The sequence below is a fragment of the Leclercia sp. UBA2479 genome (assembly GCF_002341985.1).
Taxonomy (GTDB): Bacteria; Pseudomonadota; Gammaproteobacteria; order Enterobacterales; family Enterobacteriaceae; genus Enterobacter; species Enterobacter pneumoniae.
This window is the reverse complement of record NZ_DDPB01000007.1, coordinates 73,275-90,009: the sequence shown is the minus strand read 5'-3', so window position 1 is coordinate 90,009 and position 16,735 is coordinate 73,275. Positions and strand designations below refer to the sequence as shown.

Sequence of the window (16,735 nt, the reverse complement as noted above, 5' to 3'; positions counted from 1 at the left end):
GGATCGTGCTTAGCCTCGCGGCAGCGGTAAGTTGCTCTGTTATGGCCTCGAAAGGGGGATTTGAATCCCAGCCCCAGACGCAGGTTGCCGACACGCGCTAAGCCTTCAGTTAACGTCAGTCTCTGTACGAAAAAGCCATCCCGTCGGGATGGCTTTTTGTTTATTTATCGACGCCGAAGCCTTGCTTCACAATCGCCTGCAGCACATCCGGGAAGTAGATATGCTTGTAATAACCGCTCACGCTTTCGCTCCAGGTTTCACCGTCGGGGCGGTTGATGGCCTGCCAGTGCGCCGTCATCTGTTGGTTATACTGCGCGATCTTCTCTTCCAGTCCTGCGGTAACGTAAGCTTCATCGTGACGGAAGGTCTCGAGCGGAAGTCGTGGCTTGTGATGGGAGGGAACATCAACATGGCCAATCACCACGCCCGCCACCGGGAAGGTGTGTTCTGGCAGTTCGAGCAGATCAATCAATGCCTGCGGACGCAGACGGATACCGCCAATAGGGACAATACCCAGCCCTTCAGAGCGAGCCGCCGCCATGACTGAGCCCAGCGCGATGCCTACGTCGGTTGCGCCAGCGACGAGGCTCTCGATACTCTGATGTGCCACCTGTTCGTGGCCTGCCAGCTGCATGCCCACCTGCGTTTTATACATATCCAGCACGAAGGTGATAAACACCGGCGCTTTAGCTATCCACGGCTGGCCGCCCGCAATCTGGGCAATTTGCGCACGTTTTTGCGCATCGCGCGTCACGACAACGGAAACCTGCTGGGAATGTACGGAAGTGGGCGCACGGTATGCGGTGCTGATAATGCGCTCGAGCGTGGCGTCATCAACGGCCTGGTCGGTGAAGCTGCGTTCGCTTTTATGGTCGTTAAAGAGATCGATAATCGTATTCATAGTGTCTCCGGTGTGAAGAGCAAGAGACTACCAGCCCGCTGAGGTTTTCCCTTTAACACTCTTTGCGGTATGCAGGCCCAGCCCTCCCCGCAGGGAGGGCTGGGGTTACCAGTTACGGCAGTTTATAAGCAATCACATAGTCGCCGCGATCCGGCGAGTTACGTGCGCCGCCTGCGGTGATCAGCAGATACTGCTTACCGTCTACCGGCGATTTATAGCTGATAGGGGTGCTCTGGCTGCCAACCGGCAGACGGGCTTTCCACACCTCTTTACCGTTGGCGGTATCGAACGCACGCAGGTAGTAATCCTGCGTTGATGCGATAAATACCAGACCTCCCTGGGTCGCCAGGGTACCACCAATGGTTGGCATGCCGATGGGGATTGGCAGCCCCATCTTCACGCCAAACGGACCGGTGTCCTTCACGGTACCTACCGGCACCTGCCAGGCGATCTTCTGGGTTTTCAGGTCGACAGCGGTCAGGGTACCGAACGGCGGTTTCTGGCACGGGATCTCAATAGGCGACATAAAACGTACTTTGGCGTTAATGGCGTAAGGCGTGCCCGCCAGCGGCACCGGACGGCTGATGGCGGCCGCTTCGTTACCGTCGTTTTTCGCGCCCTGAATTTCAGGGGAGGCCGGGATCAGTTGCACTTCCAGCCCGACGCGCATGTCATTAATAAAGAGATATTGGTTCACCGGATCGAGAGACAATCCGCCCCAGTTCATTCCCCCCAGAGAGCCTGGCAAGTTCAGGGAGGGGTCATCACCCGGCGGCGTGAACAGGCCGTTGTAACGCTTCGATTTAAACTGAATACGGCACAGCAGCTGATCGAACGGCGTGGCGCCCCACATGTCAGACTCTTTCAGCACATCCGCGCCGATGGACGGCATGCCCACGGAGAAGGGCTGAGTCGGAGAGTAGTTCTCTTTCGGGATCTGGCCCTGGGTGACCTTACGCTCTTCAACTTTGGTCAGCGGCTTGCCGGTTGCGCGATCAAGCACAAACAGCTGCCCGGATTTGGTGCCGAAAATCAGCGCCGGAGTGGTTTTACCTTCGCCGGTAGGGAAGTCAGAAAAGGTAGGCTGCATCGGGACATCAAAGTCCCACAGGTCGTTATGAACGGTCTGATAAACCCATTTCACCTTGCCGGTGCTGGCGTCGACGGCCACCATCGAGGCACCAAACTTACGATCCAGCGCGTTATGTTTCACGCCCCACAGATCAACCGCCGCGCTGCCGGTAGGCATAAATACGGTGTTGGACTGCGGATCGTAAGACATCGGCGCCCAGACGTTCGGGGTTGAGCGGGTGAACGTTTCGCCCGCAGCAGGCGCCTGCTGGTCATCCGGCTTACCGGGATCGAATGCCCAGCGCAGCTGGCCGGTGATCACGTCGAAGCCGCGCACCACACCGCCTGGCATATCGGTCGCCACGTTATCGGCCACACGGCCGCCCACCACGATGGTGGTTCCGGCCAACGTTGGGGCTGAGGTAGGGTAGTACTGACCGGTATCGGCACCTTTACCCATCTGCGCGCTTAAGCTCACGCGACCATGGTGACCAAAATCTTCGCAGAACGCGCCGGTGTCAGCATCCAGCGCAATTAGCTCTGGCGTCACGCTGTTCATGATAATACGGCGTTGACACTGGGCATCGGCATGCAGGGAGACGGTAGCAACCGGCGAGGAGTCTGGCAGCGTAGGCTGCTGCAGCGGGGCGTTGGCATCAAAGTACGCCAGGCCGCGACAACGCATCCACTTCTTCTGCGTGGCGTTGATTTCGGTTTTCCATAACGCTTTGCCGGTGGTTGCGTCTACGGCAATCACGTTGTTGTGCGGCGTACAGAGGAAGAGTTTATTGCCAATCTGCAGCGGGGTGTGCTGATCTTCAGCGCCGCCGCCGTTCGGGCTCAGCGGAATATCCCCCGTACGGTACGTCCAGGCCACCTGCAGATTTTTTACGTTATCACGGGTGATCTGGTCCAGGGCCACAAAGCGCGATGCGCCCGGCGTGTTGCCATAATTTGCCCAGTTAACCTGTTCTTCACCGGGTTTCACTTTCGTCAGCGGCAGTGTCGCGCCCGATGCGCTCACCGGATCGTGGGGAACAAACATGCCCCCAACGGTACCGGCGAAGGCCACCACCAGAACGGCGGTGATGGCGGCCGTCCCTTTCCAGCACGGCTTTTTGCCTGCCCGGCGTAACAGCAACGGCAAAGAGAGCGCCACCAGGATGGCGATACCGGTCAGGGTCAACAGGCGTGATACCAGCGGCCAGAAGTCGATGCCCACGTCCGCTAATGCCCAGATGAGGGTTCCTGCCAGAACCACAAAATAGAGAAGGGCACCGCTGAGGCGCTGGCGGACAATCTGGATAGCCGAGAGTATCAGGCCGCACCCGGCGATAAGGAAGTAAGGGCTCCCTTTTAAACTGACCAGTTCCCAGCCATACCAGACGAAGAAAAGCCCCATCGCCAGAATGATGAGACCTAAAACCCCTAACCAGGCCGCACCAGGTTTGGGAATATTTTGCACGGACATACTTTTACCCTGTTGGTTATAAAAAAGAGGGACCAAAAAAACGCGTGACACAAATGCTCATTGTGTGAGTGATTTTAATCAAAAGTGAGGTTTTATAATCGAAAGCGCGAAATTGTACAACAGTGAAATAACAATGTGGTTACCAGAATTCGCTTTCATTCAAAAGTTTCGCCGCTGTTTACCTACCGTTTAAGCTGGCAGTATCATGGCCCTCTCTTTGGCACAGCAGGAACAGAAAACGATGGTGAAGGTACGCGAAGCGAAGGCGGAAGATTACGCAGCATGGTTATCGCTCTGGAAGGGCTATCTGGCGTTTTACGGATCTGAGCTGGATGACGCCGTGACGCTGGCGACCTGGCGTCGAGTACTTTCCGCTGAGTCGGGCATGATCTGCCGGATCGCCGAAAGCGAAAGTCGGGTAGTGGGGTTCGCTATTTGCGTGCTGCATGAAGGCACCTGGGTCACTACACCGCTGTGCTATCTGGAAGATCTCTATGTTGATGCGTCAATGCGCGGTCAGGGTGCGGGCAGGGCATTGATCGAGGCAATCATTGACGAAGCGCGGGAAAAAGGGTGGTCGAAGGTCTACTGGGTCACGCGAGAGGGTAATCCGGCGAGGGCGCTGTACGACAAGCTGGCCACGGTGGATGACTACGTGCGCTACCGGATAACGATTTAAGAGTGATTAATGGCCCTCTCCCGGCAGGAGAGGGCAAGAACAAGGGTTAAACCCGGCTACCCCACAGGTCATACTCGTCCGCGTTTTCAACTTTAACGCGAATAATATCACCCGGTTTCACCTTCGTTTCACCGTTCAGATAGACCGCACCGTCGATTTCCGGTGCATCGGCCATGCTGCGGCCAATGGCACCTTCTTCGTCCACTTCGTCAATGATGACCATGATTTCGCGGCCCACTTTCTCCTGCAGGCGCTCGGCAGAGATCTGCTGTTGCAACTGCATAAAGCGATTCCAGCGCTCCTCTTTCACCTCTTCCGGCACCTGATCCGCCAGCTCGTTAGCCGTTGCGCCTTCGACCGGGCTGTACTTGAAGCAGCCTACGCGATCCAGACGGGCCTCTTTCAGGAAGTCGAGCAGCATCTGGAAATCTTCTTCGGTTTCACCCGGGAAGCCCACGATAAAGGTCGAGCGCAGGGTCAGTTCCGGACAGATTTCGCGCCACTGTTTGATGCGCGCCAGCTGACGGTCAACGGAGCCAGGGCGTTTCATCAGCTTCAGGATACGCGGGCTGGCGTGCTGCAGCGGAATATCCAGATACGGCAGGATTTTGCCTTCGGCCATCAGCGGGATCACGTCATCGACGTGCGGGTAAGGATAGACATAGTGCAGACGCGTCCAGATACCCAGTTTTGCCAGCTGTTCGCACAGACCCACCATGCTGGTCTTCACCGGCTCGCCGTTATGGAAGCCCGAACGGTGCTTCACATCCACGCCGTAGGCGGAGGTATCCTGCGAGATCACCAGCAGCTCTTTCACGCCCGCATCGGCCAGACGCTTCGCTTCCGCCAGCACTTCGCCAATCGGGCGGCTCACCAGATCGCCACGCATGGACGGGATGATGCAGAACGTGCAGCGGTGGTTGCAGCCTTCGGAAATCTTCAGGTAGGCGTAGTGACGCGGGGTCAGCTTCACCCCCTGTTCCGGCACCAGGCTCAGGAACGGGTTGTGCTTCGGTTTCGGCACGTAGTGGTGAACGTGCTCCAGCACCTGCTCATAGCTGTGCGGCCCGGTGATCTCCAGAACCTTTGGATGCACTTCGCGGATCTGGTCCACTTTGGCGCCCAGGCAGCCGGTCACGATCACTTTGCCGTTTTCGGTCAGGGCTTCACCGATGGCTTCGAGGGATTCCTGCACGGCGCTGTCAATGAAGCCACAGGTATTCACGATAACCATATCGGCATTGTCATAGCTCGGCACCACATCATAGCCTTCGGTACGAAGCTCAGTGAGGATGCGTTCTGAATCCACCAGGTTTTTTGGGCAGCCCAGGGAGACGAAGCCGATTTTCGGCGGGTGGCTAACATTGCTCATAGATTAAAAAGTAGTCAGTTATAGGATTCTCAGGGCAGGGATTGTACAGCGTTCCACAGGCTATTTATAGCGATCTGTGCAGGCTGCTTATCGGCCAGGTTGTAACATTGTAAATAATGTTAATCCGTTAATATTTATTGACCTGAAACATTAATTTGTACAAAAAACAGCCATAATCTAACTGGGTACATAGCTGACAAAGGGGGGAAAAGCATGTCCGTTGACAGACTCAAACGCGATCTTCTGAGCAAACTGATTAACGCCCGCATCGATCTGGACACCTATTTGACGCTAAGGAAAGCGAAAGGGTATATGTCAGTCAGCGAAAGCGACCATCTGCGAGATAACTTCTTCGAACTTTGTAATTACATGCGTGAGAAAGCGCCTCTTTTGCGTGAGCACTGCAGCGCTGAGGAGCAGGCGGTACTGTACCGCGCTGCGCAGTCGCTCTCCGCCGTAGGCGTTTGCATGATGACCGGGGGACACGACTGCCCCACTTTTATCGCCGTTAACGCAGAGAAGCTGGAAGTCTGTTTGACAGATTTAACCCGCTGTATTCAGTCTCTGAAGACGCAGCAACCGCTCAATCAGAATTAAGCCCCGGGGGAGGCCACTCCCCCTTATGTTTAAGTTTATGTAAAAGTGTTAACGCCCCTGCGCTATCTGGCTAATCTTTAAGCCATACGTCGAAAAGGAGTGCGTTATGCGTCGATCTTCGCTTATTTTCCTGCCATTCATGCTGGTCTCCACCGCTGTGCTTGCCGCGCCTGCTGAAGTGAAAGTGGATGTGCTGCAAAACAAACTCGATCACCCCTGGTCGCTCGCTTTCTTGCCCCAGAATCAGGGCATGTTAATCACCCTGAAGGATGGTCAGCTTAAACGCTGGCAGGCCGGAAAAGGCCTCTCCGACCCGATTGTTGGCGTGCCTGACGTCTGGGCTAATGGGCAGGGCGGCCTGCTGGATGTGGTGCTGGCGCCGGACTTCGAAAGCTCGCGCCGGGTGTGGCTCAGCTATGCCGAGGCCGGGAGCGACGGTAAAGCCGGAACCGCCGTAGGCTACGGGCGCTTAAGCGACGATTTCTCTCGTCTGGAGGCCTTTAAGGTGGTCTTCCGCCAGCAGCCGAAGCTCTCGACGGGCAACCACTTTGGCGGCAGGCTGGTCTTTGATGGCAAAGGCTATCTCTTTATCGGTCTGGGCGAGAACAACCAGCGTCCCACGGCGCAAGAGCTGGATAAATTGCAGGGTAAGGTTGTGCGGCTCACCGACGAGGGCGAGATCCCCAATGACAACCCCTTCGTAAATACCTCGGGTGCGCGTCCGGAGATCTGGTCTTACGGTATCCGCAACCCGCAGGGCATGGCGATGAACCCCTGGAGCGACACGCTATGGCTCAATGAGCATGGCCCGCGCGGCGGCGATGAGATCAACATTCCAGAGAGGGGTAAAAACTACGGCTGGCCGCTGGCGACCCACGGTATTAATTACAGCGGCCTGAAGATCCCCGAGGCGAAGGGTGAGCACGTCGAGGGTACTGAGCCGCCGCTGTTTGTCTGGAAAAAATCCCCGGCCCTGAGCGGGATGGCTTTCTACAACAGCGATGTTTTCCCGCAATGGAAAAACAAACTCTTTATTGGTGCGCTGAAAGAGAAAGACGTGATTGTCATGACGGTGAATGGCAACAAGGTCACGGAAGAGGGGCGGATTCTGGGGGAGAGGGATCAACGCATTCGTGATGTGCGGGTCGGCCCGGACGGCTACCTATATGTGCTGACGGATGAAACGGACGGGCAACTGCTGAAAGTCAGCCCGTCCGGTACCTGATTAGCTCACCGGGATCATGACCACTTTACGGTAGGCGGGTCGTTCACTCAGGGCGGCCATCCAGCGTTCGAGGTGGGGGCGCGGCGTCCAGCTAAGGCCGATGTTGGTCAGGTTCCAGACGAAAGGCGCGACGGCAATATCCCCCAGACCGAAGGCGTCACCGGAGAGCCATGGCCCGGCGGCCAGCGTCTCATCCAGCATGGCAAACAGTCCTTCGAGGGTCTGCTTCGCCGCCTCAATGGCAGCGTGGTCGCGCTCAGCTTCTGGCGTTCTCACCAGCCCCATCAGCACCACCCGGTGTGCAGGGGAGAGGGTCTGGTTGGCCCAGTCCATCCATTTCTCGCCGATCGCGCGGTCGGCCGGGGCATCAATCCATAGCCGGTTAAGCCCATACTGTGCGGCCAGATAGCGGACGATGGTGTTTGACTCCCACAGCGTGACGTGGGTTTCGTCGTCTCGCAGCAGCGGCACCAGCCCGTTTGGGTTCATCGCCAGGTACTCCGCCTCCTGATTCACGCCATACTGCAAACCGGCCATGATCTGGTTGAACGGTAAATCGAGCTCCTCCAGCGTCCAGAGCACTTTTTTGACGTTGGTTGAGTTATTTCTGCCCCACAGCGTAATCATAATCACCCCTTTAAATGACAAACAACCGGCGGTTGCGATTCAATGTCCAGGGGGCATAGAGTGAGATAATCCAAACAATTACGCAACAAAAGAGAAAAAAATCGACAGCGTCAAAGCGTATCGGGGGGTTATTGCATAAACTTTAAAAACTTTACCAGGATTTGGTTTTATTGAACGCATTAGTACGTTATTACTCATCGTTTCTTGCGACGCGGTGACGTGGCGTGATTTTTGAATGGAAACTCGGGTGGCATTATGACGCGAAAAACAACTTCTCTGCGCAGTCTGGCGGCAGGCTCAGCGCTTCTTTTTCTTTTTGCACCCACGCTCTATGCAGCAGAACAGGCGGCACCGGAAGCCCCGCCGGTGGATGCTCGCGCGTGGATCCTGATGGATTACGCCAGCGGCAAAGTGCTGGCAGAAGGGAATGCAGATGAAAAACTCGACCCGGCCAGCCTGACAAAAATCATGACCAGCTATGTCGTTGGTCAGGCGTTGAAAGCAGGAAAGATCAAGCTGACCGATATGGTCACCATCGGTAAAGACGCCTGGGCCACCGGTAACCCGGCGCTTCGCGGCTCGTCGGTCATGTTCCTGAAGCCGGGCGACCAGGTGGCGGTCTCGGATCTGAATAAAGGCGTCATTATCCAGTCGGGCAACGATGCCTGCATCGCGCTGGCGGATTACGTGGCGGGCAGCCAGGATTCGTTTATTGGTCTGATGAACGGCTATGCGCAAAAGCTCGGCTTAACCAATACCACCTTTAAAACCGTGCACGGCCTTGATGCCCCAGGGCAGTTCAGTACCGCCCGCGATATGGCGCTGCTGGGTAAGGCGCTGATTCACGACGTGCCGGAAGAGTATGCCATCCATAAAGAGAAAGAGTTTACCTTCAACAAGATCCGCCAGCCGAACCGCAACCGCCTGCTCTGGAGCAGCAATATCAATGTCGACGGGATGAAAACCGGTACGACCGCCGGTGCCGGGTATAACCTGGTGGCCTCGGCAACGCAGGGGGATATGCGCCTGATCTCGGTGGTGCTGGGCACCAAAACCGACCGCATCCGCTTTAATGAATCGGAAAAACTGCTGACGTGGGGCTTCCGCTTCTTCGAAACGGTCACCCCGATTAAGCCGGATGCGACGTTCGTTAGCCAGCGCGTCTGGTTCGGCGACAAAAGCGAAGTGAACCTTGGTGCCGGTGACGCCGGTTCGGTGACCATCCCACGTGGTCAGCTTAAAAATCTGAAAGCCAGCTTCACCCTGACCGATCCTCAGTTGACCGCCCCGCTGAAAAAGGGCCAGGTGGTAGGCACTATCGATTTCCAGCTGAACGGGAAATCTATCGAGCAGCGCCCGCTTATCGTGATGGAAGCGGTGGAAGAGGGCGGTTTCTTTAGCCGGATGTGGGATTTCGTCATGATGAAATTCCACCAGTGGTTTGGCAGCTGGTTCTCTTAAGCAAACGCAAACGGCAACCCGAAGGTTGCCGTTTTCATATCTACTGTTCTTAAGTGGGCGAAGGATTAATACATCAGCTTAATCTGCTGCGCCTTCGCCAGCGCCACCATCTCATCGTCCGGACGGCAATTACTGACAATCACGTCAAATTGCCCTAAATCCCCCATCCGCGCCGGGCGTACTTTGCCAAATTTACTGTGGTCGGCCACCAGAACATGCTGCTGCGCCATACTCAGCGCCCAGTGTTTCACCGGTAACTCATCCAGATTGAAGCAGGTCGCCCCGTGACGGGGATGCAGGCCTGCCGCGGAGTAGAAGGCGATATCCGGACAGAGGTTGTTTAAGGTGTCATGCAGATTCAGCGGTTTGAAAATCGCATTACTGGCATGGAACTCGCCGCCGCAGAGAATCACCCGGCACGCCGGTTTTTCCTGAAGCGCGAGAAAAGTATTCAGCGAGTAGCAGACCCCGGTAAAAGGCAGGGCGTTGTCGATAGCGTCGATAATCCAGGGGGTGGTCGTACCGCAGTCGAAAAAGAGCGTCTGATGAGGCTGCACCAGGGTGGCGGCCAGCCGCGCCGCCTTGCGCTTCTCTTCTACCAGCCGGGTCTTCTGGTCACTCAGTAAGTAGTGGCTGGCGCTGCGTGGCTCCAGCACGATATAGCCACCGAGAAGCACAACCGGACCGCTCTCACTATTAAGATCGCGCCGCACCGTCATCTCCGAGACGCCAAGCAGGGCGGCGGCCTCTTTCAGATGCAGTTTATCGCTGCGCTTGAGTGCGTTAATCAGTTGAGCCAGACGTTCTTCGCGACGTGTTTCCATAGGTCCTCGGCAGTTGGTAAGCCCCCGCTACGCTGGGGGCTCAAGTGTAACCTGCCGAACGAGGGTTAGTCACGTATCCAGCCTTTACGGATGGGGAGGGCGAAACAGATGCGGTACAGCTGAGAGAGGGCGCGATAAAGCGTCTCGCCAAAAAGGTTCCACAGGATCTGCGCGCTGAGGCAGCCCATCATCCCCACCATCAGTCCGCCGAGCATATCCAGCGGCCAGTGAACGCCGAGGTAGACGCGAGACCAGGCGATAGCGAGGGCCACCGCCATCAAGATGATTCCGGACCAGAGGCGATGCCAGAGGACGAAGGCCAGGGCAAAGGTGAAGATCACCGTGCCATGGTCGCTCGGGAAAGAGTCATCGGCGGCATGGTGCAGGAAGTTATAGCCAATATGATCAACGAACGGACGATCGTGCGGGAAGGTGTGGCCCAGCCCCCAGGAGGCCAGCAAGCTCACGCCCAGCGCCATCGCAATCTTGATGACCAGTTGACGCTGGGCACCTACCTGTTTGCGGGGTCCCCACAGCCAGAGAATGACCACCAACGCCGGGACGATATTAATTAAGTCTTTTGCCACAAAGGTGGCGAAGTCGATCATCCACGCCGGCGAAGTGGGGGTGGCATTGATCCAGTAAAACAGTCCATAGTTCAGATTTTCTAACATACCCTCGTCACTCTTTTGCAAACCAGCGGGTCATCAGCGCATAGGCTGCCAGCTGGGAAAACCAAACCCACCAACCCGCCCACAGGTTGTGTGAGAAAAAATGTGCGCCACGCATCACCTGGCCGTACCCCATCACCAGCCCGAGCACCACCCCGAGTGCCATCATTCCCCAGGCGAGGCGGGGGCGATCGTGCCAGAAGGCAAAAAACAGCCCCATGACCATAAAGCCGCTCGACGAATGGCCGCCGGGGAAGCAGCGCCCGGGGCCGCTGTTCAACGGCGTGGTGCCAAATAGCGGAAACGAGACGGCATCACCGCCGTACTCCACCAGATCCCAGGGGCAGCTATGATGGCTAACCGCTTTCAGCGCGCCCACCACCAGCGTGCCCAGCCCCATCAGTAGCGCCCCGACGACCAGCTGCGGATTACGTCTCCAGACCCCGTAGAGCAGCGTGACGGCCGCCAGGGTGATGGTGAGATATTTCGCAAGCCGATGGTTAAGCACATCCAGCAAGACATTCTGCTTGAGCGGAAAGGTGTGCAACGCGGCGTCGTACCAGTAACCGGTCATTAGCCTGTCCAGGGTTTCATCCCGGCCTAACCAGCTAAAAAGCGCGGCCAGAATCAGTAGCGCAATAAGCTGATAACCATAAAAACGGTTCGGCAAGGGGTAAAGTCTTTTTGTCTTAGTTGTCTTTAACTTAGACAATTCTGAAGCCGGGGTAATCTGTGTCATAATAAAGGTCAATGACGGAAAAACCTCAAGCATACGGATGCCAACTTAAGGAAACCTTAAACGACAGCGAAATGTGCGCAATTTCGGCTGCGTCTGGTTAATTTGCTACCGCTGGGGCGGCCATTTCATTACACTCAGCGCGATTTTTATCTAAGAAAGAGACTCCATGTTAAACCGTTCTTCTTCCGGCAACCGTCTGGGTCGTCAGGCGTTGCTGTTTCCTCTGTGTCTGGTGCTGTACGAATTTTCGACCTATATCGGCAACGATATGATTCAGCCGGGTATGCTGGCGGTCGTCGAGCAGTACAACGCGGGGATTGAGTGGGTACCCACGTCCATGACCGCCTATCTGGCCGGCGGGATGTTTTTGCAGTGGCTACTGGGGCCGCTGTCGGATCGCATTGGCCGCCGCCCGGTGATGCTCACCGGGGTGGTCTGGTTTATTGTTACCTGTCTCGCCATCCTGCTGGCGCAGAACATTGAGCAGTTTACTTTCCTGCGTTTCTTGCAGGGGGTAAGCCTCTGCTTTATCGGTGCCGTGGGCTATGCCGCAATTCAGGAGTCGTTTGAGGAGGCGGTCTGTATCAAGATCACCGCGCTGATGGCGAACGTCGCGCTGATTGCGCCGCTGCTCGGTCCGCTGGTGGGCGCCGCCTGGGTCCACGTGGCGCCCTGGGAAGGGATGTTTATTCTGTTTGCGTTGCTGGCGGCCATCTCATTCTTTGGCCTCTGGAAAGCCATGCCCGAAACGGCGACCCGGCTGGGTGAGACGCTTTCCATGCGGGAGCTGGGACGCGACTATAAAGCGGTGATGAAAAATGTGCGCTTCGTGGCGGGGGCGCTGGCGACCGGCTTTGTTAGCCTGCCGCTGCTGGCGTGGATTGCCCAATCGCCGGTGATTATCATCAGCGGCGAGCAGCTCAGCAGCTATGAGTATGGTCAGCTGCAGGTACCGATCTTTGGCGCGCTGATTATCGGCAACCTGGTGCTGGCGCGGCTCACCTCGCGTCGTACCGTGCGTTCTCTCATCATTATGGGGGGATGGCCAATTATGCTGGGCCTGCTGCTGGCCGCAGTGGCAACGGTCGTTTCTTCGCACGCTTACCTGTGGATGACCGCCGGGCTAAGCCTCTATGCGTTCGGTATTGGCCTGGCCAACGCCGGGCTGGTTCGTCTGACCCTCTTCGCCAGCGACATGAGCAAGGGTACCGTCTCGGCGGCGATGGGAATGTTACAGATGCTGATCTTTACGGTGGGTATCGAGGTGAGTAAGCATGCGTTCAGCTTCGGTGGCAATGGTCTGTTCAGCCTCTTCAATCTGGCAAACGGTCTGCTGTGGCTGGTCCTGATGGTGATATTCCTGAAAGATAAACGGGTCGGAAACGCACTTCAGCCCGATTAACCAGCAGGCCGGGCGATGGCCCGGCCTGTCAGTAGTTAATTAAACGGCGCTTCGCGTTTTAACACTTTATCAATCACCTGCAGCACGCCCTCTTCGTTGTTGTGCGGCGCTTCAAAGCGGGCTACCGCTTTGATGTGATCCCCGGCGTTAGCCATCGCAAAACCAAAGCCTGCCTGTTTGAGCATCTCTACGTCATTCCCGCTATCGCCAAACGCCACCACTTCATGATCTTCAATGCCCCACAGCGCCTGCAGCAGGCGCAGGCCATTGGCTTTATGCACGCCGGGAATAATCAGGTCGATGCTGCCGTTGCCGGTATGAACGGGCACCATGATGTCGCCCAGTTCGTCGTGGATCAGCGCCTGAATGCGCGGGATCTCTTCATCCGAGACATTGAGGCCAAACTTGAAGAAAATGTCGTTGAAGTTATCGAAATTCTCTACCTTTTCCAGGCGGTGATAATATTTTGCCGCAATCTCGTGAAAGGCATCGCCATAGTGTTTCAGGGTGTAGGCGCTGTTCTTACCGCAGGCGATCACCTCTATCCCCGGCAGGGTGCAGAGATAGCGTGAGACGGTGGCGAAGTGCGATTGCGTCAATTCGCCGTTAAACACATCCTCCCCGGCATTCACTACCCAGCCGCCGTTTTCGGCGACAAAAGCGATCTCATGGGCAATCTCCGGGAAGAAAGAGATGAGCTGGTAATACTGATTGCCGCTGGCAACCACAAAACGTATTCCCTGTTCCTTCATTTGCGCGTACTGCTGCAAAAAGCGCTCGCGATTGTACTGCTTGCTATCGCTTAAAAAGGTGCCATCCATATCCACTGCAATCAGTTTGATGCTCATTATCCATTCTCCGTGGCAGATTCTGCCTGAGGCGCCGGTTTTGCCACCGCTCGCGCCACCAGCGCAGCAATAATCACTAACCCTAACACGACCAGCATTGCACTACGTAACCCGTAATGCTCGCCCAGGAATCCTAACAGCGGCGGGCCTACCAGAAACGCAAGGTAGCCGGTTGTCGCCACTACGCTGACGCGGGTTGGCGCATCCGGACCGGTATCGCTGGCCGCAGAGATAGTGAGCGGGAATCCCAGCGAGGCGCCCAGTCCCCAGAGGATCACCGAGACGCCGGCTACCCAGTCCACATCTACAAAGATAATCAGCGCGATGCCCAGGCCACCCAGCAGGGCGCTGGCGCGCACTACGCTGACGCGGCTGTAACGGTCGATGAACCAGCCGCCGGTGAAACGTCCTACGGTCATACCCAGCGTAAACCCGGCATAAATCAGCGAGCCGGAGGTAGGGCTAAAGCCGTGGCCGTCCACCATCAACAGCGGCAGCCAGTCGTTGGCAGACCCTTCGGCAAAGGCCATGGCCAGCACCACGACGCCAATCAACATCAGCTGAATATCGCGATAGAAGGGCAGCCCTTTTTCGCCCCCGCTGGACTCTTCGCCGGCATTTTTTCCGGTGCCGTCAGGAATGGCGGTTATGCCAAGCAGGATCGGCGCGATACAGACCAGCGCAGCAAAAAGAATGTGCAGATTTGCGGCCACGCCAGAGGCGGTGAGTGCCATGCCCACCCCTGCGCCCGCCAGGGTACCGAGACTGTAAAAACCGTGCATCATGGGCAATACCGTTTTGCCCATCTCGCGCTCGACCGCCGCCCCTTCAACGTTGATGGCCACTTCCGCCGCCCCGAAGCTGCCGCCGAAGACGGTAAGTCCCAGGGCAAACATCAGCGGTGACGTGAACCAGAGCGCCGTGCTGAGGATCACCATTCCTACCACTGCGCAGCACATAGTCGTGCGAATCACTTGTCGCGTACCAAAACGCTTCACCAGCCAGGCAGAGCAGAGAATGCCGCTCATCGAACCGACGGAGAGGCCAAACAAGACGATCCCCATCTCTGCCGTCGATACCGATAAAATATCGCGGATAGCGGGGGTACGCGTGGCCCACGAGGCCATGAGCAGCCCGGGAATAAAGAAGAACATAAAGAGCGCCCACATACGGCGCTGCAGAACTCTGCGAGGCGAAATGGCAGTCATGTTTTGTTCACCAGAGGGAGATTACTGACGACAACAGTAGCAAGCTTGTGTACATTTGTACACAAACTGGCAGAGGGTAAAATGAGCAGACGACCAAACGATCCGCAGCGCAGGGAGCGTATTCTTCAGGCGACGCTGGACACCATCGCCGAACACGGTATTCATGCCGTTACCCATCGTAAAATTGCCAGCTGCGCAGGCGTGCCGCTGGGTTCGATGACCTACTATTTTGCGGGCAAAGATGCGCTGCTCGAAGAGGCATTTACCTGGTTTACCCAGCAACAGATGTCCGTGCAGTACCGTGACTTCTTCGCTGGCGTCACCGGGCCCGAGATGGCGTGCGAGGCGATCACCACCCTGATATACAGTTCCCAGGTCACCACACCGCACAATATGGAGCTGATGTACCAGCTCTATGCGTTTATGAATCGCAGCGCTCCGCTAAAAAGCGTCATGCAGGACTGGATGAAGACCAGCCAGACGACGCTTGAGCAGTGGTTCGACCCGGTCACTGCCCGGGGGCTGGATGCCTTTATCGAAGGGATGACGTTGCACTTCGTCACGGACAGAAAACCGCTCACGCGGGAGGAGTTGCGTGCCATGGTGGGGAGAATTGCGGGGGAGGGGGGCTAAACGGGGCGCGCCACGTTAATACTGAAATAACACCCTAAATAAAAATAAATAACGCAGTTTCCCCCCTCGTCCTCTATTTTGCGCGTCTGACGGATATATTCATGGACGCCCGCCCTCTTAATTTGCATATTTGTGCGACTCTGGTGTCAGGATAATAATGACCCAGCCCTCGTTTAACATTTGTTTAGAAAGCAGAGGCGATCATTATTCATATAAGGAGAAATATGATGATGAACCTGCATAAAACAATTGGACGTGGCCGACACCGCATTTGCTATCAACATCCGCAGGATAGTAGTAAGTGCATTAAAATTCTCTACAATCCGGACGACGGCGGAGTAAAAGAGGTACGCCGCGAGGTTGGCTACTACCGCAAGCGCTTAACGCAAATTCAGCACTGCCGCGCGATCCCTGATTTTCACGGTAAAGTGGAAACGGCGCTTGGCGAAGGGTACGTTTTTGATCTGATAAGAGATTATGACGGCGAAATATCCAAAACGCTGGGGCACTACATTAAAAACGATTTACTGAGCGCCGAGGAAATTGACAACCTCCTCTATGAACTGCGCAATGATTTAATTGCCCATCGCATCGCGACCATGAACCTGAAGGATTATAATATCCTCTATCGCCGTACCTCAGAAAAAGACGGCTACCTGGTGGTCATCGATAATATTGGCGAATCCGAATTTATCCCGGTTGCTTCGTTATTTAGCAGCCTGCATCGCCGCAAAATTGACAGAATTTTCGCGCGTTTTATGGATACGCTCCCTCTGGCACCCGCCTGTGCTTCGCGATCCTGATCACTGATGCCGGCATGTCCCTCCTGCCGGCAGCGTTTTTTGTTCGCTCTAAATCTATACAAATGTAAATTCTTGTGTAATTTTAGGTTGTCCATTCCTGTTAACTATTTGATTTAAAATATCTAATTTCGTTTCCCATAATTCTTTTTCGCTCGCTAAAAACAAAACGCAAAAGGATGCGCTACGCTTTCTACATCCTCCCC

General features: G+C 56.0%; 16 protein-coding genes. 7 read left to right on the top strand and 9 right to left on the bottom strand.

Translation table 11 applies throughout. The annotated features are described in order from the left end of the window. Positions 1 to 160 precede the first annotated feature (160 nt). Positions 161 to 901 (bottom strand): nitroreductase family protein, encoded by a 741-nt coding sequence (locus B3B59_RS08145; protein WP_286808660.1) that lies wholly within the window; start codon positions 899 to 901, stop codon positions 161 to 163. A 112-nt stretch (positions 902 to 1,013) separates the two neighbouring features. Beyond that, positions 1,014 to 3,443 (bottom strand): membrane-bound PQQ-dependent dehydrogenase, glucose/quinate/shikimate family, encoded by a 2,430-nt coding sequence (locus tag B3B59_RS08140; RefSeq protein WP_286808658.1) that lies wholly within the window; start codon positions 3,441 to 3,443, stop codon positions 1,014 to 1,016. Positions 3,444 to 3,684: 241 nt separating this feature from the next. Here B3B59_RS08140 and B3B59_RS08135 point away from each other — a divergent pair, with 241 nt between their 5' ends. Beyond that, the gene (locus B3B59_RS08135) at positions 3,685 to 4,122 is read left to right on the top strand and encodes a GNAT family N-acetyltransferase (RefSeq protein ID WP_286808683.1); all 438 of its coding nucleotides are present in this window, start codon (positions 3,685 to 3,687) and stop codon (positions 4,120 to 4,122) included. A 46-nt stretch (positions 4,123 to 4,168) separates the two neighbouring features. Here the strand turns inward: B3B59_RS08135 and rimO are convergent, their stop codons facing one another. After that, positions 4,169 to 5,494, bottom strand: coding sequence for a 30S ribosomal protein S12 methylthiotransferase RimO (gene rimO, locus B3B59_RS08130; protein WP_040076420.1), 1,326 nt, complete (start codon positions 5,492 to 5,494; stop codon positions 4,169 to 4,171). Between the two features lie 213 nt (positions 5,495 to 5,707). Here rimO and bssR point away from each other — a divergent pair, with 213 nt between their 5' ends. Both bssR and B3B59_RS08120 read left to right on the top strand, forming a co-directional pair. Next, entirely contained in the window at positions 5,708 to 6,091 is a 384-nt protein-coding gene (gene bssR, locus B3B59_RS08125) for a biofilm formation regulator BssR (protein WP_212477434.1), read from the top strand. Positions 6,092 to 6,197: 106 nt separating this feature from the next. Further along, positions 6,198 to 7,316, top strand: coding sequence for a PQQ-dependent sugar dehydrogenase (locus B3B59_RS08120; RefSeq protein WP_286808656.1), 1,119 nt, complete (start codon positions 6,198 to 6,200; stop codon positions 7,314 to 7,316). Here the strand turns inward: B3B59_RS08120 and B3B59_RS08115 are convergent, their stop codons facing one another. Next, entirely contained in the window at positions 7,317 to 7,943 is a 627-nt protein-coding gene (locus B3B59_RS08115; RefSeq protein WP_286808654.1) for a glutathione S-transferase family protein, read from the bottom strand. It abuts the gene before it with no gap. Between the two features lie 255 nt (positions 7,944 to 8,198). On the opposite strand from B3B59_RS08115, the gene dacC reads away from it, so the two are divergent. Continuing rightward, positions 8,199 to 9,404, top strand: a complete 1,206-nt coding sequence (gene dacC, locus B3B59_RS08110; RefSeq protein WP_286808652.1) for a serine-type D-Ala-D-Ala carboxypeptidase — start codon at positions 8,199 to 8,201, stop codon at positions 9,402 to 9,404. Between the two features lie 65 nt (positions 9,405 to 9,469). Here dacC and deoR read toward each other — a convergent pair whose 3' ends face one another. From deoR to B3B59_RS08095, 3 genes are all read right to left on the bottom strand, one after another. Beyond that, a complete protein-coding gene (gene deoR, locus B3B59_RS08105) occupies positions 9,470 to 10,228 on the bottom strand; it encodes a DNA-binding transcriptional repressor DeoR (protein WP_040076415.1) in 759 nt (252 codons plus the stop codon). Between the two features lie 65 nt (positions 10,229 to 10,293). Continuing rightward, on the bottom strand, positions 10,294 to 10,902 hold the full coding sequence (ybjG, locus tag B3B59_RS08100) for an undecaprenyl-diphosphate phosphatase (protein WP_286808651.1): 609 nt from the start codon (positions 10,900 to 10,902) through the stop codon (positions 10,294 to 10,296). A gap of 7 nt (positions 10,903 to 10,909) precedes the next feature. After that, positions 10,910 to 11,638, bottom strand: coding sequence for a phosphatase PAP2 family protein (locus B3B59_RS08095; RefSeq protein ID WP_286808650.1), 729 nt, complete (start codon positions 11,636 to 11,638; stop codon positions 10,910 to 10,912). Between the two features lie 166 nt (positions 11,639 to 11,804). Here B3B59_RS08095 and B3B59_RS08090 point away from each other — a divergent pair, with 166 nt between their 5' ends. Continuing rightward, complete coding sequence (locus tag B3B59_RS08090; protein ID WP_286808648.1) at positions 11,805 to 13,040, top strand: MFS transporter; 1,236 nt, start codon at positions 11,805 to 11,807, stop codon at positions 13,038 to 13,040. A 35-nt stretch (positions 13,041 to 13,075) separates the two neighbouring features. Here B3B59_RS08090 and B3B59_RS08085 read toward each other — a convergent pair whose 3' ends face one another. Beyond that, entirely contained in the window at positions 13,076 to 13,888 is an 813-nt protein-coding gene (locus B3B59_RS08085) for a Cof-type HAD-IIB family hydrolase (RefSeq protein WP_040076412.1), read from the bottom strand. After that, complete coding sequence (locus B3B59_RS08080) at positions 13,888 to 15,096, bottom strand: MFS transporter (RefSeq protein ID WP_046886891.1); 1,209 nt, start codon at positions 15,094 to 15,096, stop codon at positions 13,888 to 13,890. The genes B3B59_RS08085 and B3B59_RS08080 overlap by 1 nt, the downstream gene beginning before the upstream one ends. 81 nt (positions 15,097 to 15,177) lie before the next feature. Here B3B59_RS08080 and B3B59_RS08075 point away from each other — a divergent pair, with 81 nt between their 5' ends. Both B3B59_RS08075 and B3B59_RS08070 read left to right on the top strand, forming a co-directional pair. Further along, on the top strand, positions 15,178 to 15,729 hold the full coding sequence (locus tag B3B59_RS08075; protein ID WP_207293317.1) for a TetR/AcrR family transcriptional regulator: 552 nt from the start codon (positions 15,178 to 15,180) through the stop codon (positions 15,727 to 15,729). A 224-nt stretch (positions 15,730 to 15,953) separates the two neighbouring features. Next, positions 15,954 to 16,532: a YrbL family protein gene (locus tag B3B59_RS08070; RefSeq protein WP_286808647.1), complete on the top strand. Its 579-nt coding sequence runs from the start codon at positions 15,954 to 15,956 to the stop codon at positions 16,530 to 16,532. The last annotated feature ends 203 nt before the right edge of the window (positions 16,533 to 16,735 follow it).

What these genes read in the sequence shown, in the direction of transcription:
- B3B59_RS08145 (WP_286808660.1), bottom strand. Translation starts at nt 901, where the DNA reads ATGAATACGATTATCGATCTCTTTAACGACCATAAAAGCGAACGCAGC.
- B3B59_RS08140 (WP_286808658.1), bottom strand. Translation starts at nt 3,443, where the DNA reads ATGTCCGTGCAAAATATTCCCAAACCTGGTGCGGCCTGGTTAGGGGTT.
- B3B59_RS08135 (WP_286808683.1), top strand. Translation starts at nt 3,685, where the DNA reads ATGGTGAAGGTACGCGAAGCGAAGGCGGAAGATTACGCAGCATGGTTA.
- rimO (WP_040076420.1), bottom strand. Translation starts at nt 5,494, where the DNA reads ATGAGCAATGTTAGCCACCCGCCGAAAATCGGCTTCGTCTCCCTGGGC.
- bssR (WP_212477434.1), top strand. Translation starts at nt 5,708, where the DNA reads ATGTCCGTTGACAGACTCAAACGCGATCTTCTGAGCAAACTGATTAAC.
- B3B59_RS08120 (WP_286808656.1), top strand. Translation starts at nt 6,198, where the DNA reads ATGCGTCGATCTTCGCTTATTTTCCTGCCATTCATGCTGGTCTCCACC.
- B3B59_RS08115 (WP_286808654.1), bottom strand. Translation starts at nt 7,943, where the DNA reads ATGATTACGCTGTGGGGCAGAAATAACTCAACCAACGTCAAAAAAGTG.
- dacC (WP_286808652.1), top strand. Translation starts at nt 8,199, where the DNA reads ATGACGCGAAAAACAACTTCTCTGCGCAGTCTGGCGGCAGGCTCAGCG.
- deoR (WP_040076415.1), bottom strand. Translation starts at nt 10,228, where the DNA reads ATGGAAACACGTCGCGAAGAACGTCTGGCTCAACTGATTAACGCACTC.
- ybjG (WP_286808651.1), bottom strand. Translation starts at nt 10,902, where the DNA reads ATGTTAGAAAATCTGAACTATGGACTGTTTTACTGGATCAATGCCACC.
- B3B59_RS08095 (WP_286808650.1), bottom strand. Translation starts at nt 11,638, where the DNA reads ATGACACAGATTACCCCGGCTTCAGAATTGTCTAAGTTAAAGACAACT.
- B3B59_RS08090 (WP_286808648.1), top strand. Translation starts at nt 11,805, where the DNA reads ATGTTAAACCGTTCTTCTTCCGGCAACCGTCTGGGTCGTCAGGCGTTG.
- B3B59_RS08085 (WP_040076412.1), bottom strand. Translation starts at nt 13,888, where the DNA reads ATGAGCATCAAACTGATTGCAGTGGATATGGATGGCACCTTTTTAAGC.
- B3B59_RS08080 (WP_046886891.1), bottom strand. Translation starts at nt 15,096, where the DNA reads ATGACTGCCATTTCGCCTCGCAGAGTTCTGCAGCGCCGTATGTGGGCG.
- B3B59_RS08075 (WP_207293317.1), top strand. Translation starts at nt 15,178, where the DNA reads ATGAGCAGACGACCAAACGATCCGCAGCGCAGGGAGCGTATTCTTCAG.
- B3B59_RS08070 (WP_286808647.1), top strand. Translation starts at nt 15,954, where the DNA reads ATGATGATGAACCTGCATAAAACAATTGGACGTGGCCGACACCGCATT.